This window comes from Streptomyces caeni (assembly GCF_042678285.1).
Lineage (GTDB): Bacteria > Actinomycetota > Actinomycetes > Streptomycetales > Streptomycetaceae > Streptomyces > Streptomyces caeni.
On the sequence record NZ_JBHUDX010000022.1, the window covers coordinates 108,847 to 128,012 of the forward strand.

Annotated in this window: 13 protein-coding genes and 1 pseudogene; 11 read left to right on the forward strand and 3 right to left on the reverse strand. The window is 72.6% G+C overall.

The window, feature by feature from the left end:
* Positions 1-232: 232 nt before the first annotated feature.
* From ACFSL4_RS09425 to ACFSL4_RS09440, 4 genes are all read left to right on the forward strand, one after another.
* On the forward strand, positions 233-2,350 hold the full coding sequence (locus ACFSL4_RS09425; protein ID WP_381080519.1) for a type IV secretory system conjugative DNA transfer family protein: 2,118 nt from the start codon (positions 233-235) through the stop codon (positions 2,348-2,350).
* 134 nt (positions 2,351-2,484) lie between these two features.
* Positions 2,485-4,152 carry a PucR family transcriptional regulator gene (locus ACFSL4_RS09430; RefSeq protein WP_381080521.1) on the forward strand — a complete coding sequence of 556 codons (1,668 nt, stop codon included), beginning with the start codon at positions 2,485-2,487 and terminating at the stop codon, positions 4,150-4,152.
* A gap of 171 nt (positions 4,153-4,323) precedes the next feature.
* A complete protein-coding gene (locus ACFSL4_RS09435; RefSeq protein ID WP_381080523.1) occupies positions 4,324-5,769 on the forward strand; it encodes an aldehyde dehydrogenase family protein in 1,446 nt (481 codons plus the stop codon).
* Positions 5,770-5,786: 17 nt separating this feature from the next.
* The gene (locus ACFSL4_RS09440; protein ID WP_381080525.1) at positions 5,787-5,912 is read left to right on the forward strand and encodes a hypothetical protein; all 126 of its coding nucleotides are present in this window, start codon (positions 5,787-5,789) and stop codon (positions 5,910-5,912) included.
* 28 nt (positions 5,913-5,940) lie between these two features.
* Here ACFSL4_RS09440 and ACFSL4_RS09445 read toward each other — a convergent pair whose 3' ends face one another.
* Positions 5,941-6,990, reverse strand: coding sequence for a LacI family DNA-binding transcriptional regulator (locus ACFSL4_RS09445; protein ID WP_381080527.1), 1,050 nt, complete (start codon positions 6,988-6,990; stop codon positions 5,941-5,943).
* Between the two features lie 385 nt (positions 6,991-7,375).
* On the opposite strand from ACFSL4_RS09445, the gene ACFSL4_RS09450 reads away from it, so the two are divergent.
* Both ACFSL4_RS09450 and ACFSL4_RS09455 read left to right on the forward strand, forming a co-directional pair.
* Entirely contained in the window at positions 7,376-9,316 is a 1,941-nt protein-coding gene (locus ACFSL4_RS09450; RefSeq protein ID WP_381080529.1) for an acyl-CoA dehydrogenase family protein, read from the forward strand.
* A 358-nt stretch (positions 9,317-9,674) separates the two neighbouring features.
* Entirely contained in the window at positions 9,675-12,458 is a 2,784-nt protein-coding gene (locus ACFSL4_RS09455; RefSeq protein ID WP_381080531.1) for a helix-turn-helix transcriptional regulator, read from the forward strand.
* 104 nt (positions 12,459-12,562) lie between these two features.
* Here the strand turns inward: ACFSL4_RS09455 and ACFSL4_RS09460 are convergent, their stop codons facing one another.
* Both ACFSL4_RS09460 and ACFSL4_RS09465 read right to left on the reverse strand, forming a co-directional pair.
* Positions 12,563-12,985, reverse strand: coding sequence for a group I truncated hemoglobin (locus ACFSL4_RS09460; RefSeq protein WP_381080533.1), 423 nt, complete (start codon positions 12,983-12,985; stop codon positions 12,563-12,565).
* 25 nt (positions 12,986-13,010) lie between these two features.
* A complete protein-coding gene (locus tag ACFSL4_RS09465; RefSeq protein ID WP_381080535.1) occupies positions 13,011-13,769 on the reverse strand; it encodes a hypothetical protein in 759 nt (252 codons plus the stop codon).
* A gap of 246 nt (positions 13,770-14,015) precedes the next feature.
* Here ACFSL4_RS09465 and ACFSL4_RS09470 point away from each other — a divergent pair.
* The 5 genes and pseudogenes from ACFSL4_RS09470 to ispG form a co-directional block, all read left to right on the forward strand.
* Positions 14,016-14,129, forward strand: a pseudogene (locus ACFSL4_RS09470) (IS630 family transposase); the annotation flags it as partial.
* Positions 14,130-14,216: 87 nt separating this feature from the next.
* Entirely contained in the window at positions 14,217-14,630 is a 414-nt protein-coding gene (locus ACFSL4_RS09475) for a cytidine deaminase family protein (protein WP_381080537.1), read from the forward strand.
* A 463-nt stretch (positions 14,631-15,093) separates the two neighbouring features.
* Positions 15,094-16,350 (forward strand): 1-deoxy-D-xylulose-5-phosphate reductoisomerase, encoded by a 1,257-nt coding sequence (gene dxr, locus ACFSL4_RS09480; protein ID WP_381080539.1) that lies wholly within the window; start codon positions 15,094-15,096, stop codon positions 16,348-16,350.
* Positions 16,347-17,651: a M50 family metallopeptidase gene (locus tag ACFSL4_RS09485; RefSeq protein ID WP_381080541.1), complete on the forward strand. Its 1,305-nt coding sequence runs from the start codon at positions 16,347-16,349 to the stop codon at positions 17,649-17,651. Before dxr ends, ACFSL4_RS09485 begins: the two co-directional genes overlap by 4 nt.
* A gap of 169 nt (positions 17,652-17,820) precedes the next feature.
* Positions 17,821-18,978 carry a flavodoxin-dependent (E)-4-hydroxy-3-methylbut-2-enyl-diphosphate synthase gene (gene ispG / locus ACFSL4_RS09490; RefSeq protein ID WP_381080543.1) on the forward strand — a complete coding sequence of 386 codons (1,158 nt, stop codon included), beginning with the start codon at positions 17,821-17,823 and terminating at the stop codon, positions 18,976-18,978.
* The last annotated feature ends 188 nt before the right edge of the window (positions 18,979-19,166 follow it).

The window sequence follows — 19,166 nt, forward strand, 5'->3', positions numbered from 1 at the left end:
CGGGCGGGGTGCTTTTCGGACGCTTGCCTTCTTTTCTCGCAGGCTAGAGCGGGTCGTGGAGGGTGGGCATGCTCCATGTGGGCGCCTTGGGCGCACCCGCTTGTCCGTCGTGGACATAGCGGAGCGGGCCGCGTCGGCGCGGGCCCGGCCGCGTATGCGGTGAACTCCCCTTGCAGGGGCGTTAGATTGACTCGCAGTGGTGGACGGAACGGCTGGTCAGGGGGCAGCGGCGATGGACAGCGACGGGACGCAGGACGCGCGGGTCACACGGGCGGATCCCCTGCCGCGTCCGGCCGGGCCGCCCCGGATCCCGCCCCGGCCCGCGAACGCCCCCGGGGCGCCCCCGCTGCCGGACGGCTCGGCCTTCCTTGCCTGGCTGCGGGCACCGCGCCCGCCGGCGGGACCCGGCGTGTGGCGCTTCGGGCACCGGCCGCGGCCGGAGCAGGAGCCCGAGCGGACGCCGACGCGCCAGCTGCTCAGCGGGGCGCTGATCTCGTTCCTGGTGGGCTGGCTGATCTGGTCGCTGCTGTGGAACGGCTACCTCGGCGGCTGGTGGGTGCTGCCCCTGGAGCTGTTCACCCCCGACTCGTGGCTGCACGACAACGACCGCGTCCAGAACGCCTTCCTCTGGTACGGCTACTACACGGTCATCGTCCTCGCCATCATGACCGCCGTCGGCAGGCTCGGCCGCTGGGGCGAGGTCTGGCGGCGCTTCGGACCGCCCGCCTGGCGCCCCGCCGCCCCGGTGAGCGAGCGGCCCCCGGCTCCCGAGGACGACCCCGCCCAGTGGAACCAGCTGCGCGCCGCGGGTGCGCACGACGCCGCCGACCGGCTCGCCGCCGAGGCCCGGGCCGGGCTCATGCGCGACGTCGACCACGCCCGGATCGCCCGCGCCTGGCAGGGCGTCCTCAACGGCCGGCACGGCCTCGCCGACTTCACCGGCGCGGTGCTCCAGGACGGCGCCACCGCCTGCCTGCACCCCTCGGGGAAGCGCGACCTGCCCGCCCGGCTGGCCCGGCACGACCTGATCACCGGGCAGGTACGGCTCGGCATCACCGTCGACGACCCCCGCAATCCCTACGCCTACCGCGGCACCGGCCTCGGCGTCGGTCCCGACCTGCTCGGCACCTCCCTGGTCGCCGTGGGGCCCGCGGGTTCCGGCAAGACCAGCACCGTGGTGTGGCCGCTGGCCGAGTCCCTGTGCCTGCAAGCGCTCGCCGGGCGGGCCGCCGTGGTCGTCGTCGGCGCGGCCGGCGCCGGTCTCGGTCCGGCGGACGGCTACGACGTCGTCGTGCGCGTCGGGCACCCCGAGTCGGTGTACGACCTGGACCTGTACGGCGGGACCAGCGACCCGGACGAGGCCGCGGCCGTGCTCGCCGAGGCGCTCGTGGGTGATCTCGCCGACCCGCACCCCGGCGGGGACAGCCGCCGCTCCACCACCGTGCTCGCTCAGCTCCTCGGGCCCTACCGGGCCGTCCACGGCCGCTTCCCGTCCGTCCCGGAGCTGCGTCAGCTCCTCGACGGCGCGCCCGGACCGCTCGCCGCGCTGCGCAAGGCCCTGGAGGACTCGGGGCAGGACTCACTGCTGCGTGAACTCGACGCGCGGGCAAGGCAGTCGGGGCACCCCGGCGACCTGGGCGGCGTCCTCGCCGACCGGGTCGCGTTGCTCGACCGGCCCGCCTTCGCCCACTTCTTCGACACCTCCGGGCACTCCCGGCCGTTCTCGCTGCGCGCCCTCGACCACCCCGTGCGGGTCCGGATCGACCTGCCCGAGCGCGGCCACGCCGATGCCTCGCGCATCCTCGCGCGGCTGGTGCTCGCCCAGTTCACGGCCAGTGTCGCGACCCGCGAGGACCGGTCGCTGTTCGCCTGTCTGCTGCTCGACGACGCGACGGGCGTGGTGACCCCCGAGGCCGTCCGGGCCATCCAGCGGCTGCGCTCCGTGAACGCCGGAGCCGTCCTCACCCTGCGCACCCTCGACGACGTGCCGAGGCCGCTGCGCGGGCCCCTCCTCGGCGCCACCGGGTGCCGGATGGCGCTGTCCGGGCTCACCCCCTGGGACGGGCAGGACTTCGCCGAGGTGTGGGGCAAGGAGTGGACCGAGACGCGGGACGTCACCGACCGGCAGATCATCGCGGAGACCCCGGCGGGCAAGGCCCTGCACATGCTGCGCCGGGTGATCACCGGGCGCGCGCCGACCGCGCGCGCCGTGACCGTCCGCCAGGTCGAGCGTGAGCGGTGGTCCGCCTCCGAGCTGGCGCACGCGGTGCCGCCGGGGCACGCGGTGCTCTCGCTGACCGGTGTGAGGGGCGAGCACGCGCCGCCGCTGCTGGTGAATCTGCGCGGCTGAGGGGCGCTGAGCGGGACGTCCGGTCATCAGAGCACGAGGCGACCGTACGGTGAGGCAGAATCGACAGTGGTCGTTCATACGCGGCGGCCAAAGGATCACAAGGACCACCCTGTCCGTGCAGACCTGAAGGCCCCATGCCTCCCACGCTCGCCTCGCTCGTCCACCACTCGGCGCTCAAGCTGACCGTGCGCGCGGGCGAGGACCGCCTGGACGTCCCCGTCCGCTGGGCGCACGTCAGCGAGCTCGCCGACCCGGTGCCCTACATGGAGGGCGGCGAACTGCTGCTGATCACCGCGCTGAAACTGGACGCCGAGGACCCGGCGGCCATGCGGCGCTATGTGAAGCGGCTGGTGGGCGCCGGCGTGGTCGGCCTCGGGTTCGCCGTCGGCGTCAACTACGAGGAGACCCCGAAGGCGCTCGTGGACGCGGCGGAGGAGGAGGGGCTGCCCCTGCTGGAGGTGCCCCGGCGCACGCCGTTCATCGCCATCAGCAAGGCCGTTTCCGCCGCCATCGCCGCCGACCAGTACCGGGCCGTGACCGCGGGCTTCGCCGCGCAGCGCGAGCTGACCAGGCAGGCGCTGAACGACGGGCCCGAGGGGCTGCTCGCCGCGCTCGCCGCACAGGTCGACGGCTGGGCGGCGCTGTACGACGCGTCCGGCGCCGTCGTCGCGGCGGCGCCCGAGTGGGCGGGGCGGCGCGCCGGGCGCCTCACCCCCGATGTGGAACGGCTGCGGGAGCGGACCGCGCCGGCGAGCCGCGTGGTCGGCGGGCCGAGCGGTGAGGACCGGGTCGAACTGCACTCCCTGGGCACCGGGCGGCGCCCGCGCGCCGCGCTCGCCGTGGGGACGGCGGCGGCGCCGGGCACCGCCGAGAGGTACGCGGTCCACTCCGCCGTCGCCCTGCTGACGCTCACCACCGAGCGGTCACGGTCCCTGCACGCCGCCGAGCAGCGGATCGGGGCGGCCGTGCTGCGCATGCTGCTCGCCGGGGAGCCGGACCACGCGCGGGCGGTGGCCGGTGACCTGTACGGCGATCTGCTCGACGCGCCCTTCCGGCTGATCCTCGCCGAGTCGGCGTCCGCCTCCGCGGCCCGGGCGCACGCCGAGGGGCACGCGCGCGTGGCGCCCGCTTTGCCGGCAGCCGCGCAGCTCCTCGCCGAGGACACGGACGGCGATCCGCTGGAGGGGCTCGCCGAGGCCGTGGAGTCCGCCGCCGCGCGCGCCGGCGAGGCCGTCCTCGTCGTGCCCGAGGGGGAGCGGCTGGCGGTGCTCGCCGTGGACGGGGGCGCGGCCCTCGCCGCGTGCCAGGAGTACGCGTTCGCGGTGCAGGCGGCGCGGGCCACGACCCGGGAGCAGTCGGCCGACGACGAGGACGAGCTGGTCGTCGGGTTGTCGGCGCCGGCCGGGCCGATCGCCGCGGCCGCGGCGTACAAGCAGGCGGAACAGGCGCTGTCGGTGGCCCGGCGGCGCGGCCGGTCGCTGGTCGAGCACGAGGAACTGGCGGCCGGCTCGGTTCTGCCGCTGCTGGCGGACGACGCGGTGCGCGCCTTCGCGGACGGCCTGCTGCGGGCGCTGCGCGAGCACGATGCGACGGGGCGGGGGGACCTGGTGGCCTCGCTGCGGGCCTGGCTGTCGAGGCACGGCCAGTGGGACGCCGCGGCCGCCGACCTCGGTGTGCACCGGCACACCCTGCGCTACCGGATGCGCCGGGTCGAGGAGATCCTGGGGCGCTCGCTCGACGATCCGGACGTCCGGATGGAGCTGTGGCTGGCGCTCAAGGCCACGGCCGCGGCGGGCGAGTGACGGAAGGAAGGCCCGGGCACCGTCCCGTCACCGGGCATCACATCGGCTGTACAACCCGTCCTGCTCCCGCAGCGCACTGCTACTCCCCGGACAAACGACCCGTCGCCGTCCCGGCCCTACCGTGGACCACGAACTTCAGGAACACCCAACGTGAAGGGCCGGGACCCGACCATGACCTCCACCCACGCCTTCTGGCTCGCCGGCCGCCAGGCCACCGGCGAGACCACCTTCGACGTCACGTCCCCGTGGGACGGCCGGCTCGTCGGCACGGTCGGCGTGCCGACCGAGGCCCAGGTCGAGGAGGCCGTGGCCGCCGCGTACGCCGTGCGGGACGAGTTCGCCGCCACCCCGGCCCATGTCCGCGCCGCCGCCCTCGACCATGTCTCGAAGCGGCTCGCCGAGCGCAGCGAGGAGATCGCGCGGCTCATCTCCGCCGAGAACGGCAAGCCCCTCAAGTGGGCCCGCGGCGAGGTCGGCCGCGCCGTCTCGGTGTTCCGGCTGGCGGCCGAGGAGGCCCGCCGCTTCAACGGCGGCGAGGCACAGCGCCTGGACACCGACCCCGGCGGCCAGGGCCGCCTGGCGCTGACCCGCCGCTTCCCGAAGGGCGTCGTCCTCGGTATCGCGCCGTTCAACTTCCCGCTGAACCTGTGTGCCCACAAGGTCGCGCCTGCCATCGCGGCCGGCGCCCCGATCATCCTGAAGCCGGCGCCCGCCACACCGCTGTCCGGTCTGGTCATCGGCGACCTGCTGGCCGAGACCGAGCTGCCCGCCGGCTCCTGGTCGATCCTTCCGGTCCCCAACGACCGCATGCCCGAACTCGTCCAGGACCCGCGTCTGCCGGTCATCTCCTTCACCGGCTCCGACAAGGTCGGCTACGCGATCATGGAGTCGGTGCCGCACAAGCACTGCACCCTGGAGCTGGGGGGCAACGGCGCGGCCGTCGTGCTCGCCGACTACGCGAGCGACGAGGACCTTGACTGGGCGGCGAACCGCATCGCCACCTTCTCCAACTACCAGGGCGGGCAGTCCTGCATCTCCGTGCAGCGCGTGATCGCCGACGCCTCCCTCTACGACCGGCTGTTGCCGCGCATCGTCGCCGCCGTCGAGGCGCAGGTCACCGGTGACCCCTCGGACGCCGCGACGGACGTCGGCCCGCTGGTCAGCGAGGACGCAGCGCGGCGCGTGGAGTCGTGGGTCGACGAGGCCGTGCGCGCCGGCGCCACGCTGCTGACCGGCGGCAAGCGGGACGGGGCGTCGTACGCGCCGACCGTCCTCACCGACGTCCCGGCCGACGTGACCGTCTCCTGCGAGGAGGTCTTCGGCCCCGTCCTCACCGTGCAGAAGGTGAACGGCGAGGCCGAGGCGTTCGCCGCCGTCAACGACTCCAAGTACGGCCTCCAGGCGGGCGTGTTCACGCACGACCTCCAGGTGGCGTTCCGCGCGCACCGTGCCCTGGAGGTGGGCGGCGTCGTCATCGGCGACGTGCCGTCCTACCGCGCCGACCAGATGCCGTACGGCGGCGCCAAGCGGTCCGGTGTCGGGCGCGAGGGGGTGCGGTTCGCGATGGAGGACTACACGTACGAGCGGGTGCTCGTCCTGACGGGCCTCGCCCTCTGAACCCCTCGGTCGCCCGAGTGCCGGAGCCCCCCGCTCGGCGGGCTCCGGCACTCGCCGTGCGCGGTGCGCCGGTGCGGACGGTCGGCGAGGCCGGCCCGTACGCCACCCCCGACCTCGCCGGCCCGGTCGTCAGCGGCGGCTGAACCACGCGCCCGTACGAGAGTCGACGGCTCAGGAGGCGGACGGCACCGGGCCCGTGCTCCCCCGGACCGTCAGCTCGGGCGGGATCAGCACCACCTCGTCGGTACCGCGCCCGTCCAGCTTGGCGACCACCAGCTCGACGGCGCGCCGCCCCATCTCCTGCGCGGGGATGGCCACGGAGGTCAGCCGCACCGACGCCTGTGTGGCGACCTGGTCCGGGCAGACGGCGATCACGGAGACATCCTCGGGGACGGCGCGGCCCTGCTGGCGCAGCAGGGCGAGCAGGGGCTCGACCGCGGACTCGTTCTGCACGACGAACCCGGTGGTGCCCGGCCGCTCGTCGAGGATCCGGGCCAGGGTGACGGCCATCGCGTCGTACCCGCCCTCGCAGGGGCGGTGCAGGGCCCGCAGGCCCAGGTCCCGCGCACGGGACCTCAGGCCGTCGAGCGTGCGCTCCGCGAATCCCGTGTGCCGTTCGTAGACGGCGGGTGCCTCGCCGATGACAGCGATGTCGCGGTGACCCAGCATCGCCAGATGCTCGACACACAGCGCTCCCGCGGCCCCGAAGTCGAGGTCGACGCAGGTCAGCCCGGAGGTGCTGGCGGGCAGTCCGATGAGCACCGACGGCCGGTCCTCCCCCACTCCCGGCTTCGCTCCGGTGGGGCCACCCGCATCGCGCAGCAGGGGCAGCCGCTCGTCGTCGAGTTCGACGTCCATCAGGATCATCGCGTCGGCGAGCCCGCTGGCCGTGACCCGGCGCACCGCGTCGGGCCCCTCCTCGCCGGTGAGCAGCAGGACGTCGTACCCGTGGGTGCGCGCGGTGGTCGCCACGGCGATGGCGATCTCCATCATCACCGGGACGTACATGTCGGTGCGCAGCGGGACCATCAGCGCGATGATGTTCGACTTGCTGCTGGCCAGGGCGCGGGCCCCGGCGTTCGGGTGGTAGCCGAGCTCCCGGATGCTGCGTTCGACCCGCTGCCGGGTGGCCGCGGAGATGGACCGCTTGCCGCTGAGGACATAGCTCACCGTGCTCGCCGATACTCCGGCGTGCTGAGCGACCTCGGCGAGGGTGACCATCCGGCTCTCCAAGCGTAGTGAAGCGCTTCGATAGCGCGTCGACCATCCGTACGGGCGCGTGAGGGTGGCTCGACAGTAGCGCGGCCGGGGATGACTGTCCAGAGAATGTCGAAGCGCTTCGACGATGCTCGGGAGGCGAAGGCTCCCTCGCGCGAGGGGCCGACTTGACAGCGGGGCGCACCCGGGGGATGCGAACCGTGGGCGTTTCCCGGCCCGGTGGCTGCGCGAGGACTGGTGACCTCGCCCGGAATCGGGTACGAACGATCGAGTAGCACCGGTCAGTAACGTACGTCCGCAAGGTCGCCGTACGGCACCCTTGATCGTTGTACGGCAGCTTGATCGGTGTACGTCCCACAAGACCCCGATTCGCGGCGAGGTGAGCCTCATGTCCGCCCCAACAGCACCGACCCCCAAGCCCACCGTCACCGAGCGTGAGGCCCGTCAGGTCGCCGAGGCCGCGCGCGAGCAGGACTGGCGCAAACCCAGCTTCGCCAAGGAGCTGTTCCTAGGGCGCTTCCGGCTCGATCTGATCCACCCCCACCCGCTGCCCGCCGACGAGGACGTACAGCGCGGCGAGGAGTTCCTCGCCAAGCTGCGCGACTTCACCGAGACGCAGATCGACTCCGCCCGCATCGAGCGCGAGGCGCGGATCCCGGACGAGACGATCAACGGGCTCAAGGAGCTCGGCGCCTTCGGCATGAAGATCGACACCAAATACGGCGGTCTCGGCCTCACCCAGGTGTACTACAACAAGGCGCTGGCCCTGGTCGGCTCCGCGAGCCCGGCGATCGGTGCGCTGCTGTCCGCGCATCAGTCGATCGGCGTACCGCAGCCGCTGAAGATCTTCGGCACCCAGGACCAGAAGGACACGTTCCTGCCGCGCTGCGCCCGCACCGACATCTCGGCGTTCCTGCTGACCGAGCCGGACGTGGGCTCTGACCCGGCCCGGCTGGCCACCACGGCCGTACCGGACGGGGACCACTACGTCCTCGACGGGGTGAAGCTGTGGACGACCAACGGCGTGGTCGCCGACCTGCTCGTCGTCATGGCGCGCGTGCCGAGGTCCGAGGGCCACAAGGGCGGCATCACGGCCTTCGTGGTGGAGGCGGCCTCGGAGGGCATCACCGTCGAGAACCGCAACGCCTTCATGGGCCTGCGCGGCCTGGAGAACGGCGTCACCCGCTTCCACCACGTCCGCGTCCCGGCCGCCAACCGCATCGGCCCGGAGGGGGCGGGCCTGAAGATCGCGCTGACCACGCTGAACACCGGCCGGCTCTCGCTGCCCGCGATGTGCGTGGGTGCGGGCAAGTGGTGTCTGAAGATCGCCCGCGAGTGGACGGGAGCCCGTGAGCAGTGGGGCAAGCCGGTCGCGCTGCACGAGGCGGTCGGCTCGAAGATCTCCTTCATCGCGGCGACCACCTTCGCCCTGGAGGCCGTGGTCGACCTGTGCTCGCAGATGGCCGACGAGGACCGCAACGACATCCGCATCGAGGCCGCCCTCGCCAAGCTGTACGGCTCCGAGATGGCCTGGCTGATGGCCGACGAACTGGTCCAGATCCGCGGCGGCCGCGGCTTCGAGACGGCTGAGTCTCTCAGGGCCCGCGGCGAGCGGGGGGTGCCGGCCGAGCAGATGCTGCGCGACCTGCGCATCAACCGCATCTTCGAGGGCTCCACGGAGATCATGCACCTGCTGATCGCGCGGGAGGCGGTGGACGCCCATCTGTCCGTGGCCGGCGACCTGATCGACCCCGAGAAGTCCCTGGCCGACAAGGCGAAGGCGGGCGCGAACGCCGGCGTCTTCTACGTCAAGTGGCTGCCGAAGCTGGTCGTCGGACAGGGCCGGATCCCCGGCGCGTACGGCGCGTTCCACCAGCAGATCGACCTCTCCACGCATCTGCGGTACGTCGAGCGCAGCGCGCGCAAGCTCGCCCGCTCGACCTTCTACGGCATGTCCCGCTGGCAGGGCCGCATGGAGACCAAGCAGGGCTTTTTGGGCCGGATCGTGGACATCGGCGCCGAGTTGTTCGCGATGAGCGCGGCGTGCGTCCGCGCCGAGCACCTGCGCGGGAGCGGGGAGCACGGGCGCGAGGCGTACCGGCTCGCCGACGCCTTCTGCCGGCAGTCCCGGATCCGTGTCGAAGAACTGTTCGGGCGGCTGTGGGCCAACACCGACGACCTGGACCGCAGGGTGGTCAAGGACGTGCTGTCCGGCACCTACGAGTGGCTGGAGCAGGGCGTCCACGACCCGTCCGGAGACGGACCGTGGATCGCGGACGCGACGCCGGGTCCGGCCCGGCGGGAGAACGTCCACCGTCCCATCCGCTGACACCCACAGCCCCCTGCCCCTCGCCGCGCGAGGGGCAGGGGGGACTGCACGCGCCCCGGCGGCGATCGTCGAGGACCCGCTGTCGCAGGTCTTCGTCGCGCTGTACGACATCGCTCCCACGGACGGCCCGTGGCGGATCCACCGATCGAGGCAGATGCGTCAGGCAACCGAGCAGACGGCGGAGTCGGAGTTCGGAGTTCGGAGCCGGCCGAGGCAGGGGCCGGCGCGGTGGCCGGCGCGGTGCCGGATGACCGGCCGACCGTGATGCCGGTGGACCGGGCCCGCTGCGAGGGCCTGTCCACGGCCCTCACCGACCTCACCGGACCGGATTGCCGCCGGGGCCGCTACCCTCTGCGCCGTGAACAGCTCATACCGGGGGACGAGGCCGTGGCCTCTGATCGGGCGCGCCGGGGAACTCGGTCTTTTCCGGCAGGTGCTGAGACGGGGCGTCCAGCACGCGTTCCTGGTGCACGGCCCGGCGGGTGTCGGAAAGACACGCCTCGCCGAGGAGTGTCTGGCGGAGGCCGGAAAGGCGGGCCTGACGACCGCTCGCGCCGTCGCCACCTCACTCGCCGCGTCCATCCCGCTCGGAGCCCTGGCCCACCTGCTGGCGACCGATCCCGGGCAGCCGGCTGCCCCGGTGCCTCCGGAGTCCTCGCACCCCCCGCCGCCCGAGCGGCCGGAGCCGACCGGTCACGGCGACGTGCTGTCACTGTTCGCCCGGGCCCGCCAGGCCGTCGCGGCGAAGGCGGGAAACGGCAGGCTGGTCCTGCTGGTCGACGACCTGCCGCTGCTCGACCCGCTGTCGTTGCTGCTGCTCGGGCAGTTGCTGGATGCCGGGGCACTGTTCCTGGTGGCCACCGTCCGGGACGGCGAGCCCGTACCCGACGCGATGTACGGGCTGTGGTCGGGCGACCGCGGGGTCCGCGTCGACCTCGGCCCGTTGGACCGGGCGCACACCGATGAACTCGTACAGTCGCTCTTCGACCTGCCCGTAGGTGTCGCCGCCTGCGCGGAGTTGTGGACCGCCACCCACGGAAACCTCCTTTACCTGCGTGAACTGCTCTTGAGTTCCGTTCAGGAAGGCACGCTCGGCGAAGTGGGAGGAGTACTGCAGTTCAGCAGGCCACCACGCCCCGGGCGGCGGTTGCTGGACCTGGTCACCGCCCGGATCCGGGGCGTCGATCCGGCCGGCCGTGCGATGCTCGACCTGCTCGCGCTGTGCCAGCCCCTGGGCGTGGACGAGTTGTGCCCTGCCGACCGGGAGGCCGGGGACGGCGGGGGACACGGAGCCGGCGCGGACCATCTCGATGCGCTGGAGCGGCTGGAAGAAGCAGGGCTGGTCCAGGTGCGCACCGCCGGACGGCGCCACGAGGCGGTCCTGACCCACCCGCTGCACGCTCAGGTGCTGCGGGCGGAGCTGCCGGTGCTGCGCCGCCGCAAACTGCTGCTCGGCCAGATAGCCCGCGTCGAGTCGCGCGGCGCCCGCCGGGCGGACGACGCGTTGAGGGTCGCCCAGTGGCGGCTGGACGCCACCGGGACCGCCGATCCCGCGCTGCTGATGCGTGCCGCGCGTCTGGCCCGCTACGCCCATGACCACCCCCGGGTCGAACGGCTTGCGCGCGGGGTGCTCGCCGACCGCGACAGCGCCGAGGCCGGGCTGCTGCTCGGGGAGGCGCTGCTGTCCCGCGGCGCGGTCGCCGAGGCGGAGGAGGCGCTGGCCCGGGCCGCTGAGCTGCCCTGCGGCGACACGGTGCGTCTCGCGCTGGTACTTGCGCGGGGAAGCAACCTCTTCTGGGGCCTCCTGCGCCCGGACCTGGCGCTCGCGTTGGCCGACGAGGCCCGGTCGTCGCTCGCTGCGGAGCACCACGGGGAGCTGGCCGCTCTGGCCGCGATGGTGCTCACCTTCACTGACCAGCCCCAGCAGGCTCTGGCGCTGTTGGACACGGTGCCGCGCGGCGCCGGGCAGCGCCCCACTCCGCTGCGTGCCCTGGGCGAGTCGGCGGCTCTCGCCGTCGCGGGCCGGACCGCCGAGGCGCTGACCCTGGTCGACGAGGCCGAAGCGGATGCGCGGGCGGACGCTCCGTTGCCGGCGGACCTGTTCGACTTTCTGCATCCGAGCACCCGGCTGATGGGCCGTGCCATCGTGCTGCACGAGTCAGGACGGCTGCCCGAGGCCAGCGCCCTCATGAGGCGGGCGCTGCGCGCGGCCGTGGACGACGGTGTGCCGCACGCCCTGTCCACATTCGCCTGGTATGTGGGTCGGTGCGTCCTGCTGGAGGGAAGACCGCGCACGGCGGCCCGCTGGGCTCGGGATGCGGTGTCCATCAGCCGGGCGCGCGGTTTCGAGGCACCGCTGAAGCTGGGGCTGGGCTGTCTCGCGCTGGCACTCTCACATCTGGGTGATGGTGCGGGGGCGCGGGCGGCCGCGGCGGAGATGGACACCCTCCACCCGCCGGTGGACGCCCAGGGCCTGGTGCCGCTCGCCCGGGCTTGGGCGGCGGCCGCGGAGAACGATCCCGCCACGGCTCGTTCGGTACTCTCCGCCGCTGCCGAGGACGTACGGGGCAAAGGCCAGCTGACCGTGTCCGCGGCACTGTGGCACGACGTCGCCCGGCTGGGGAACCCGGCGGCGGCCGCCGACCCGCTGGCACGGCTCTCCCGCGAGTGCGACAGCGCGCTGGTGTCGGCGCGGGCCGCTCATGCCCGCGCCGCGGCCGATCGTGCCCCGGCTCCGCTGGCCGAGTCGGCGGAACGTTTCGCTCAATTGGGCGCCACGCTGCTGGCCGCAGAGGCCGCGGCCGCGGCGGCCGACGCCTGGCGTGCGGCAGGCGACCAGCGGGCCGCCGCCGCGCTGGCCGCGCGATCGGCCGAACTCGCCGCCCGGTGCGAGGGAGCGGTGACCCCGGCGCTGACCGTCAGCACCGGGGTCGTACCGCTGACCGCGCGCGAGCGGGAAATCTGTCTGCTGGCCGTGGACGGGCTGTCCAGCAAGGACATAGCCGACCGGCTCACGCTGTCCGTCCGCACCGTCAACAATCATCTCCAGAATGCCTACGGCAAGCTCGGGGTGGGGGGCCGGACGGAACTGGCCGCGGCACTGGAACGCACGGCCCGCACCGGGCCCTCCCGGTCGGCGTAGCCGCCGGGACGGGAACATGGACGGTCGCCCGGGCCCCTGGGCGCGCCCGCCGGGCCCCCTGCCCGGACCGGCCCGCACCTTTCCGCGGAGCCGCGGAGCGGAGCTCACCCGTCGGCGCTGCCGAGCACCGCGGAGCGCATCGGGTCCAGCCGGTCGACCACCTGCGCGGCGACGGTGGGCGCGACGCCCAAGTCACGCAGGACCGCGGCCAGATGGTTGCACAGGGCCTCGAAGTCCGCGTCCGAAAGGGCCAGGCTGGCGTGGACCGCGCCCAGGTCCCCGCCGGTGTACAGATCCGGACCGCCGAGGAGGGCGGTCAGGAACGCCCCCTGATGGGCGGCCAGCCGGTCGGGGTCCGTCCCCCGGAATCGGTCCGTGAGGCCGGGGTCGTCCAGCATCCTGCGGTAGAGGAGGTCCGCCGCCGCCCGAATCCCGGCGAAGCCGCCGACCGCCGCGTACAGGCCGTCGTCCGCGGGCGGACGCCCCGCCGCCCCCTGGCACGGGTCCTCCGGTATCGGCTCGTCCATGTCCCCTCCCCGCCGCTTCCCCGGCTCAGCCGAGCTCGGACTTGGCCTTGGCGTGGGCCGCCTGCACGACCTTGTCGAAGGTGGCTCGGTCCGCCTTGGGCCCGGTCACGGAGAGGGACCCCATCCAGCCGCCGTCCCGGAAGACGATCACGAAGTTGCTCGTGGTGGTGCCGTACTTCTTCGAGCGGCCGACGATCTCGTACCCCCTGGCCTCGTCACCGACGTCCGGCAGGTCGAGGTTCTTGAGATGGTATTCGGTGACATAGCCGTCCACGGTGGTGGTGTACGAGGAGCAGTCCGCCGGCGGACCGCCTGCCATGATCTTGTCGGCGGCACCGGAATCGGGGGCGACCAGCACCTCGGCGACGGTCACATCGGGGATGTCGGCCAGGGAGACGAGCGCCGCGGGGGCACTCCCCGCAGTGTCGGCGTCGATGCCCTGGGTGAGGCGAAGACACTGCGGCTTGTCGGTCTTCACCTCGACACCGGCGGTGTCTGCCGACCCGGTCGGCGCCAGGGAGGACATGGCGCCGGCCCTGGGGCCGTAGACCACCTTCGCCTCCCCGAACTCGGTGAGCAGGGCCTTCTGTAGTCCGTTCGCCGAGAACCCGGCTCCCACGCCCTTCGCCGAACCGTCGGCCCGCGCTCCGGCCGACGTCGTGGGCAGGCCGCCGGCCCTTCCCCCTGAACCGCCGCTATGGCTCCTGCAACCCGTCATCGCGATCAGCGTGCAGACGGCACCGGTGATCGCCAAGGCCCCCCGCACGGCAGCGGACTTGTTCATGGTGCATTCCCTCCCCGGGAGTTCGGTCCCGCACCGGATGTCCCGGCGCGTGCCCCAGTCCACTGCCGAGAGGCGTCCGGCACCTGGGTAGGGGTTGCTCAATTCCCTGGACGGATTGCTCAGCAGGCGGCCGTGGAGTGCTCAGCAGCCGCTCGGTGGGGGCGCCGCCGCTCGCGGGCACGTCCTCGTGGTCGGCGCCGCCCCGGGCCGAGCGGCGCCCCCACCGGCATGCCGGGCGGCGGGCTCAAGGCCCGGGTCGAGCACCTCTACGCGATCGCCGACGGCGAGGCCATATCCGAGGACGGCGAGCCCGAAGTCGTCTACTGCCCGGATGAGTTCGGGCCGCTCAACCTCCAGCCCCGGCGGAACAAGCACACCACCGATATTCGCTTGCGTACCGTCGTCACGCGGGTCAACGTCGACTGACAGCCGACGAAGGCAGAGAAGATGACCACGCAGACCCACCAAGTCGATCACGAACTCATCCAGGCCGCGGCGCACGTGGCTCACACCCGCTGCCGGGGGGACAACCACACCATGGCAGCCGCGGCCCGAGCCCGGGACGGCCGGATCGTCACTGCGGTAAACGCCTACCACTTCACGGGAGGCCCCTGCGCCGAGCTGGTCCTCGTCGGCGCCGCAGCCGCCCAGGGAGCCTACGAGCTGGACACGATCGTCGCCGTGGGCGACCGCGACCGGGGGGTTGTTCCCCCCTGCGGCCGGTGCCGTCAGGTCCTTCTCGACTACTTCCCCGCCCTCAAGGTCATCGTCGGCGAAGGCGACCGCATCCGAACCGTCCTCATCACCGACCTGCTGCCCGAAAGCTACGTCTGGGCCGATCACCAGCTCGACGCTGAGTGAGCCGCACCGCTCAGCACGGGGTGACACCGTCAGCCAACAAGGGGGCGAACGTTGTCCGATGCGGCACTGGCCCTTCGGCGGGACCGCCGAGGAACCGTTGCTCCTGATCTGCGCCCACTCGGCGTCGAGGCTCTTGCCGGAGCGGTCGTCCTTGCCGGGGCGGTCGAACCGGACATGGCCGACGGTCACCCCGCCGTCGGCCTGCGCCGCAGTGGCCGGGAACGCCGTGGCGGCCGGGGCCACGGCACCGGCGAGCGCGGGCAGGGCGATGCGTCCGCGCATGGAGATCCCCCAGGATGCCGCCCGGCAGCCGGCCGTCCGCCGGTCGGTGCCGAAGTGCCATCACGTGATCTTCACTCGGTCTCCGCAAAGGGTGATCGCTGTACGTCCGGCGGTGAAGGATGACACGGCACACCCCCGCGCCCCTGTCCTTCCGGCGGCGCGGTGCGGCCACAATGGAGGGATGAGCGACAGTCCAGCCCCTCTTGCCGACCCCCATCTCGTCTTCGACCCCGTGGACGGAGTGCGGGACGTCGTGATCCTCGGCTCCACCGGCTCGATCGGCACCCAGGCCATCGACCTCGTGCTGCGCAACCCCGACCGGTTCAAGGTCACCGGGCTCTCCGCCAACGGCGGCCGGGTCGGACTGCTCGCCGAGCAGGCACACCGCCTGCGCGTGCGCACGGTCGCGGTCGCCCGCGAGGACGTCGTACCGGCCCTGCGCGAGGCACTCACGGCGTGCTACGGCCCCGGAGAACCCCTTCCCGAGATACTCGCCGGACCCGACGCGGCCCGCCGGCTCGCCGCCTCCGACTGCCACACCGTGCTGAACGGCATCACCGGTTCCATCGGCCTCGCGCCCACCCTCGCCGCCCTGGAGGCGGGCCGCACGCTCGCGCTCGCCAACAAGGAGTCGCTCATCGTCGGCGGCCCGCTGGTGAAGGAGCTGGCCAAGCCCGGCCAGATCATCCCCGTCGACTCCGAGCACGCCGCCCTCTTCCAGGCGCTCGCCTCCGGAACCCGCGCCGACGTGCGCAAACTCGTCGTCACCGCCTCCGGAGGCCCGTTCCGCGGCCGGACCAGGGCGGAACTCGCGGACGTCACCCCGAAGGAGGCCCTCGCCCACCCCACCTGGGCCATGGGGCCGGTCATCACGATCAACTCCGCGACCCTGGTCAACAAGGGCCTGGAAGTGATCGAGGCGCACCTGCTGTACGACATTCCCTTCGATCGCATTGAGGTTGTCGTGCATCCGCAGTCGTATGTCCATTCGATGGTGGAGTTCACGGACGGATCGACCCTGGCGCAGGCGACGCCCCCCGATATGCGGGGACCGATCGCCATCGGTCTCGGCTGGCCCGAGCGGGTGCCCGACGCGGCGCCCGCGTTCGACTGGAGCACGGCGTCGACCTGGGAGTTCTTCCCGCTCGACGACGAGGCGTTCCCGTCGGTCGGACTCGCCCGGCACGTGGGGCGGCTCGCGGGCACGGCACCGGCGGTGTTCAATGCCGCCAACGAGGAGTGCGTCGACGCGTTCCTGAACGGCGCCCTGCCGTTCACCGGCATCATGGAGACGGTCACCCGGGTGGTGGAGGAGCACGGCACCCCTCGGACGGGAACTTCCCTGACCGTCGCGGACGTCCTCGAAGCGGAGACCTGGGCACGCACCCGGGCCAGGGAACTGACGGCGCAGACGGCAACCGCGGAGGCTCGTGCATGACGACCCTGATGATGATCCTCGGCATAGTGGTCTTCGCGGTCGGCCTGCTGGTCTCGATCGCCTGGCACGAGCTGGGGCATCTGTCGACGGCCAAGCTCTTCGGCATCCGTGTGCCGCAGTACATGGTCGGCTTCGGCCCGACCGTGTGGTCGCGGAAGAAGGGCGAGACCGAGTACGGCGTGAAGGCGATCCCGCTCGGCGGCTACATCCGCATGATCGGCATGTTCCCGCCGGGTCCGGACGGCCGGATCGAGGCCCGTTCCACCTCGCCGTGGCGAGGGATGATCGAGGACGCCCGGGCGCAGTCCTTCGAGGAGCTGCAGCCCGGCGACGAGAGCCGCCTCTTCTACACGCGCAAGCCGTGGAAGCGGGTCATCGTCATGTTCGCGGGCCCCTTCATGAACCTGGTCCTCGCCGTGGCGATCTTCCTCGGCGTGATGATGACCTTCGGCGTCCAGACCCAGACCACCACGGTCGGCAAGGTCTCCGACTGCGTCATCCAGCAGAGCGAGAACCGCACCAAGTGCGCCAAGGGCGACCCGGCCGCGCCCGCCCAGGCCGCCGGGCTCAAGCCGGGCGACACGATCGTCGCGTTCGACGGCAAGCCGGTGAAGGACTGGTCCACCCTCCAGTCCGACATCCGCGCCCACCCCGGCAAGGACGTCACGATCGCCGTCGAGCGCAAGGGGCAGCGGATCGACCTGCGGGCCCACCTGATCAAGAACCAGGTGAGCAAGACCGACGGCAAGGGCGGCTACATCGAGGGCAAGTACGTGTACGCCGGCTTCCTGGGCTTCACGCCCGCCACCGGCATCGTCCAGCAGTCCTTCGACCAGTCCCTGCAGCGCATGGGCGACATGATGCAGAACGGCATCGAGTCGCTGGTGTCCCTGCCGGGCAAGATCCCCGCGCTGTGGGACGCGGCCTTCGGCGACGGCCCGCGCGCGCCGGACTCGCCGATGGGCGTGGTCGGCGCGGCCCGCGTCGGCGGTGAGGTCTTCACCCTCGACATCCCGCCGTCCCAGCAGATCGCGATGATGCTGCTGCTCGTCGCGGGCTTCAACCTCTCCCTCTTCCTGTTCAACATGCTGCCGCTGCTCCCGCTGGACGGCGGGCACATCGCGGGCGCCCTGTGGGAGTCGCTGCGCCGCACCCTGGCCAAGGTGCTGCGCCGCCCCGACCCGGGCCCCTTCGACGTGGCGAAGCTGATGCCGGTGGCGTACGTGGTGGCCGGGATCTTCGTCTGCTTCACCCTCCTGGTGCTGATCGCGGACGTCGTCAACCCGGTGAAAATCTCGTAGTCACCCGGAGTGCGCGGCGGCCGGGAACACTTCCTTCCCGGCCGTCGCCCATGAGGCGTGGCGACGGACCGGTGATGTGCCTGCGGCCACACCCGTGCCGTAATCTCAAACCCTGGAGCCCGTCGTTCCGGGACCGGACCTTGATCCACAACTTGGGGTTGCACAGCAGATGACTGCGATTTCACTCGGCATGCCGTCCGTTCCGACCAAGCTCGCCGAGCGCCGGAAGAGCCGGCGGATCCAGGTCGGATCCGTGGCGGTGGGCGGAGACGCTCCGGTGTCGGTGCAGTCGATGACGACGACGCGCACGTCGGACATCGGCGCGACGCTCCAGCAGATCGCGGAGCTGACGGCATCGGGCTGCCAGATCGTCCGGGTGGCGTGCCCGACGCAGGACGACGCGGACGCCCTCCCCACCATCGCGCGCAAGTCGCAGATCCCGGTGATCGCCGACATCCACTTCCAGCCGAAGTACGTGTTCGCGGCGATCGAGGCCGGGTGCGCGGCCGTCCGCGTCAACCCGGGCAACATCAAGCAGTTCGACGACAAGGTCAAGGAGATCGCCAAGGCGGCCAAGGACCACGGCACCCCGATCCGGATCGGGGTCAACGCGGGCTCGCTCGACAAGCGGCTGCTGCAGAAGTACGGCAGGGCCACCCCGGAGGCGCTGGTCGAGTCCGCCCTGTGGGAGGCGTCCCTGTTCGAGGAGCACGACTTCCGGGACATCAAGATCTCGGTCAAGCACAACGACCCCGTGGTGATGATCGAGGCGTACCGGCAGCTGGCCGCCCAGTGCGACTACCCGCTGCACCTGGGCGTCACCGAGGCCGGTCCCGCCTTCCAGGGCACGATCAAGTCGGCCGTCGCCTTCGGCGCGCTGCTGTCCCAGGGCATCGGCGACACGATCCGCGTCTCCCTGTCCGCGCCTCCCGTGGAGGAGGTCAAGGTCGGCACCCGGATCCTGGAGTCCCTCGGCCTGCGCGAGCGCGGCCTGGAGATCGTCTCCTGCCCCTCCTGCGGCCGCGCCCAGGTGGATGTCTACAAGCTGGCCGAGGAGGTCACCGCGGGCCTGACCGGTATGGAGGTCCCGCTGCGGGTCGCCGTCATGGGCTGCGTCGTCAACGGTCCCGGCGAGGCCCGCGAGGCCGACCTCGGCGTCGCCTCCGGCAACGGCAAGGGCCAGATCTTCGTCAAGGGCCAGGTCATCAAGACCGTCCCCGAGTCGCAGATCGTCGAGACCCTGATCGAGGAGGCGATGAAGATCGCCGAGCAGATGGAGAAGGACGGCGCGGCCTCCGGCGAGCCGTCGGTGTCCGTGGCCGGCTGAACCCCGCGTCTTCCGTACGCCCATGGCGCCCCGTCACACGGTGTGTGACGGGGCGTTGGCGTGTGTGCCCGCCGCGGTCGCCTGATCCGCCCTGCGCGACGGCGACTTCGCGGGGAGCGGCGGCAACCGTGGTGCGGCGGACGCGGGTTGCGCGGGAGCGCGACCGGGCGGGCCGGGCCGCCGCGAGC

What these genes read in the sequence shown, in the direction of transcription:
- ACFSL4_RS09425 (WP_381080519.1), top strand. Translation starts at nt 233, where the DNA reads ATGGACAGCGACGGGACGCAGGACGCGCGGGTCACACGGGCGGATCCC.
- ACFSL4_RS09430 (WP_381080521.1), top strand. Translation starts at nt 2,485, where the DNA reads ATGCCTCCCACGCTCGCCTCGCTCGTCCACCACTCGGCGCTCAAGCTG.
- ACFSL4_RS09435 (WP_381080523.1), top strand. Translation starts at nt 4,324, where the DNA reads ATGACCTCCACCCACGCCTTCTGGCTCGCCGGCCGCCAGGCCACCGGC.
- ACFSL4_RS09445 (WP_381080527.1), bottom strand. Translation starts at nt 6,990, where the DNA reads ATGGTCACCCTCGCCGAGGTCGCTCAGCACGCCGGAGTATCGGCGAGC.
- ACFSL4_RS09450 (WP_381080529.1), top strand. Translation starts at nt 7,376, where the DNA reads ATGTCCGCCCCAACAGCACCGACCCCCAAGCCCACCGTCACCGAGCGT.
- ACFSL4_RS09460 (WP_381080533.1), bottom strand. Translation starts at nt 12,985, where the DNA reads ATGGACGAGCCGATACCGGAGGACCCGTGCCAGGGGGCGGCGGGGCGT.
- ACFSL4_RS09465 (WP_381080535.1), bottom strand. Translation starts at nt 13,769, where the DNA reads ATGAACAAGTCCGCTGCCGTGCGGGGGGCCTTGGCGATCACCGGTGCC.
- ACFSL4_RS09475 (WP_381080537.1), top strand. Translation starts at nt 14,217, where the DNA reads ATGACCACGCAGACCCACCAAGTCGATCACGAACTCATCCAGGCCGCG.
- dxr (WP_381080539.1), top strand. Translation starts at nt 15,094, where the DNA reads ATGAGCGACAGTCCAGCCCCTCTTGCCGACCCCCATCTCGTCTTCGAC.
- ACFSL4_RS09485 (WP_381080541.1), top strand. Translation starts at nt 16,347, where the DNA reads ATGACGACCCTGATGATGATCCTCGGCATAGTGGTCTTCGCGGTCGGC.
- ispG (WP_381080543.1), top strand. Translation starts at nt 17,821, where the DNA reads ATGACTGCGATTTCACTCGGCATGCCGTCCGTTCCGACCAAGCTCGCC.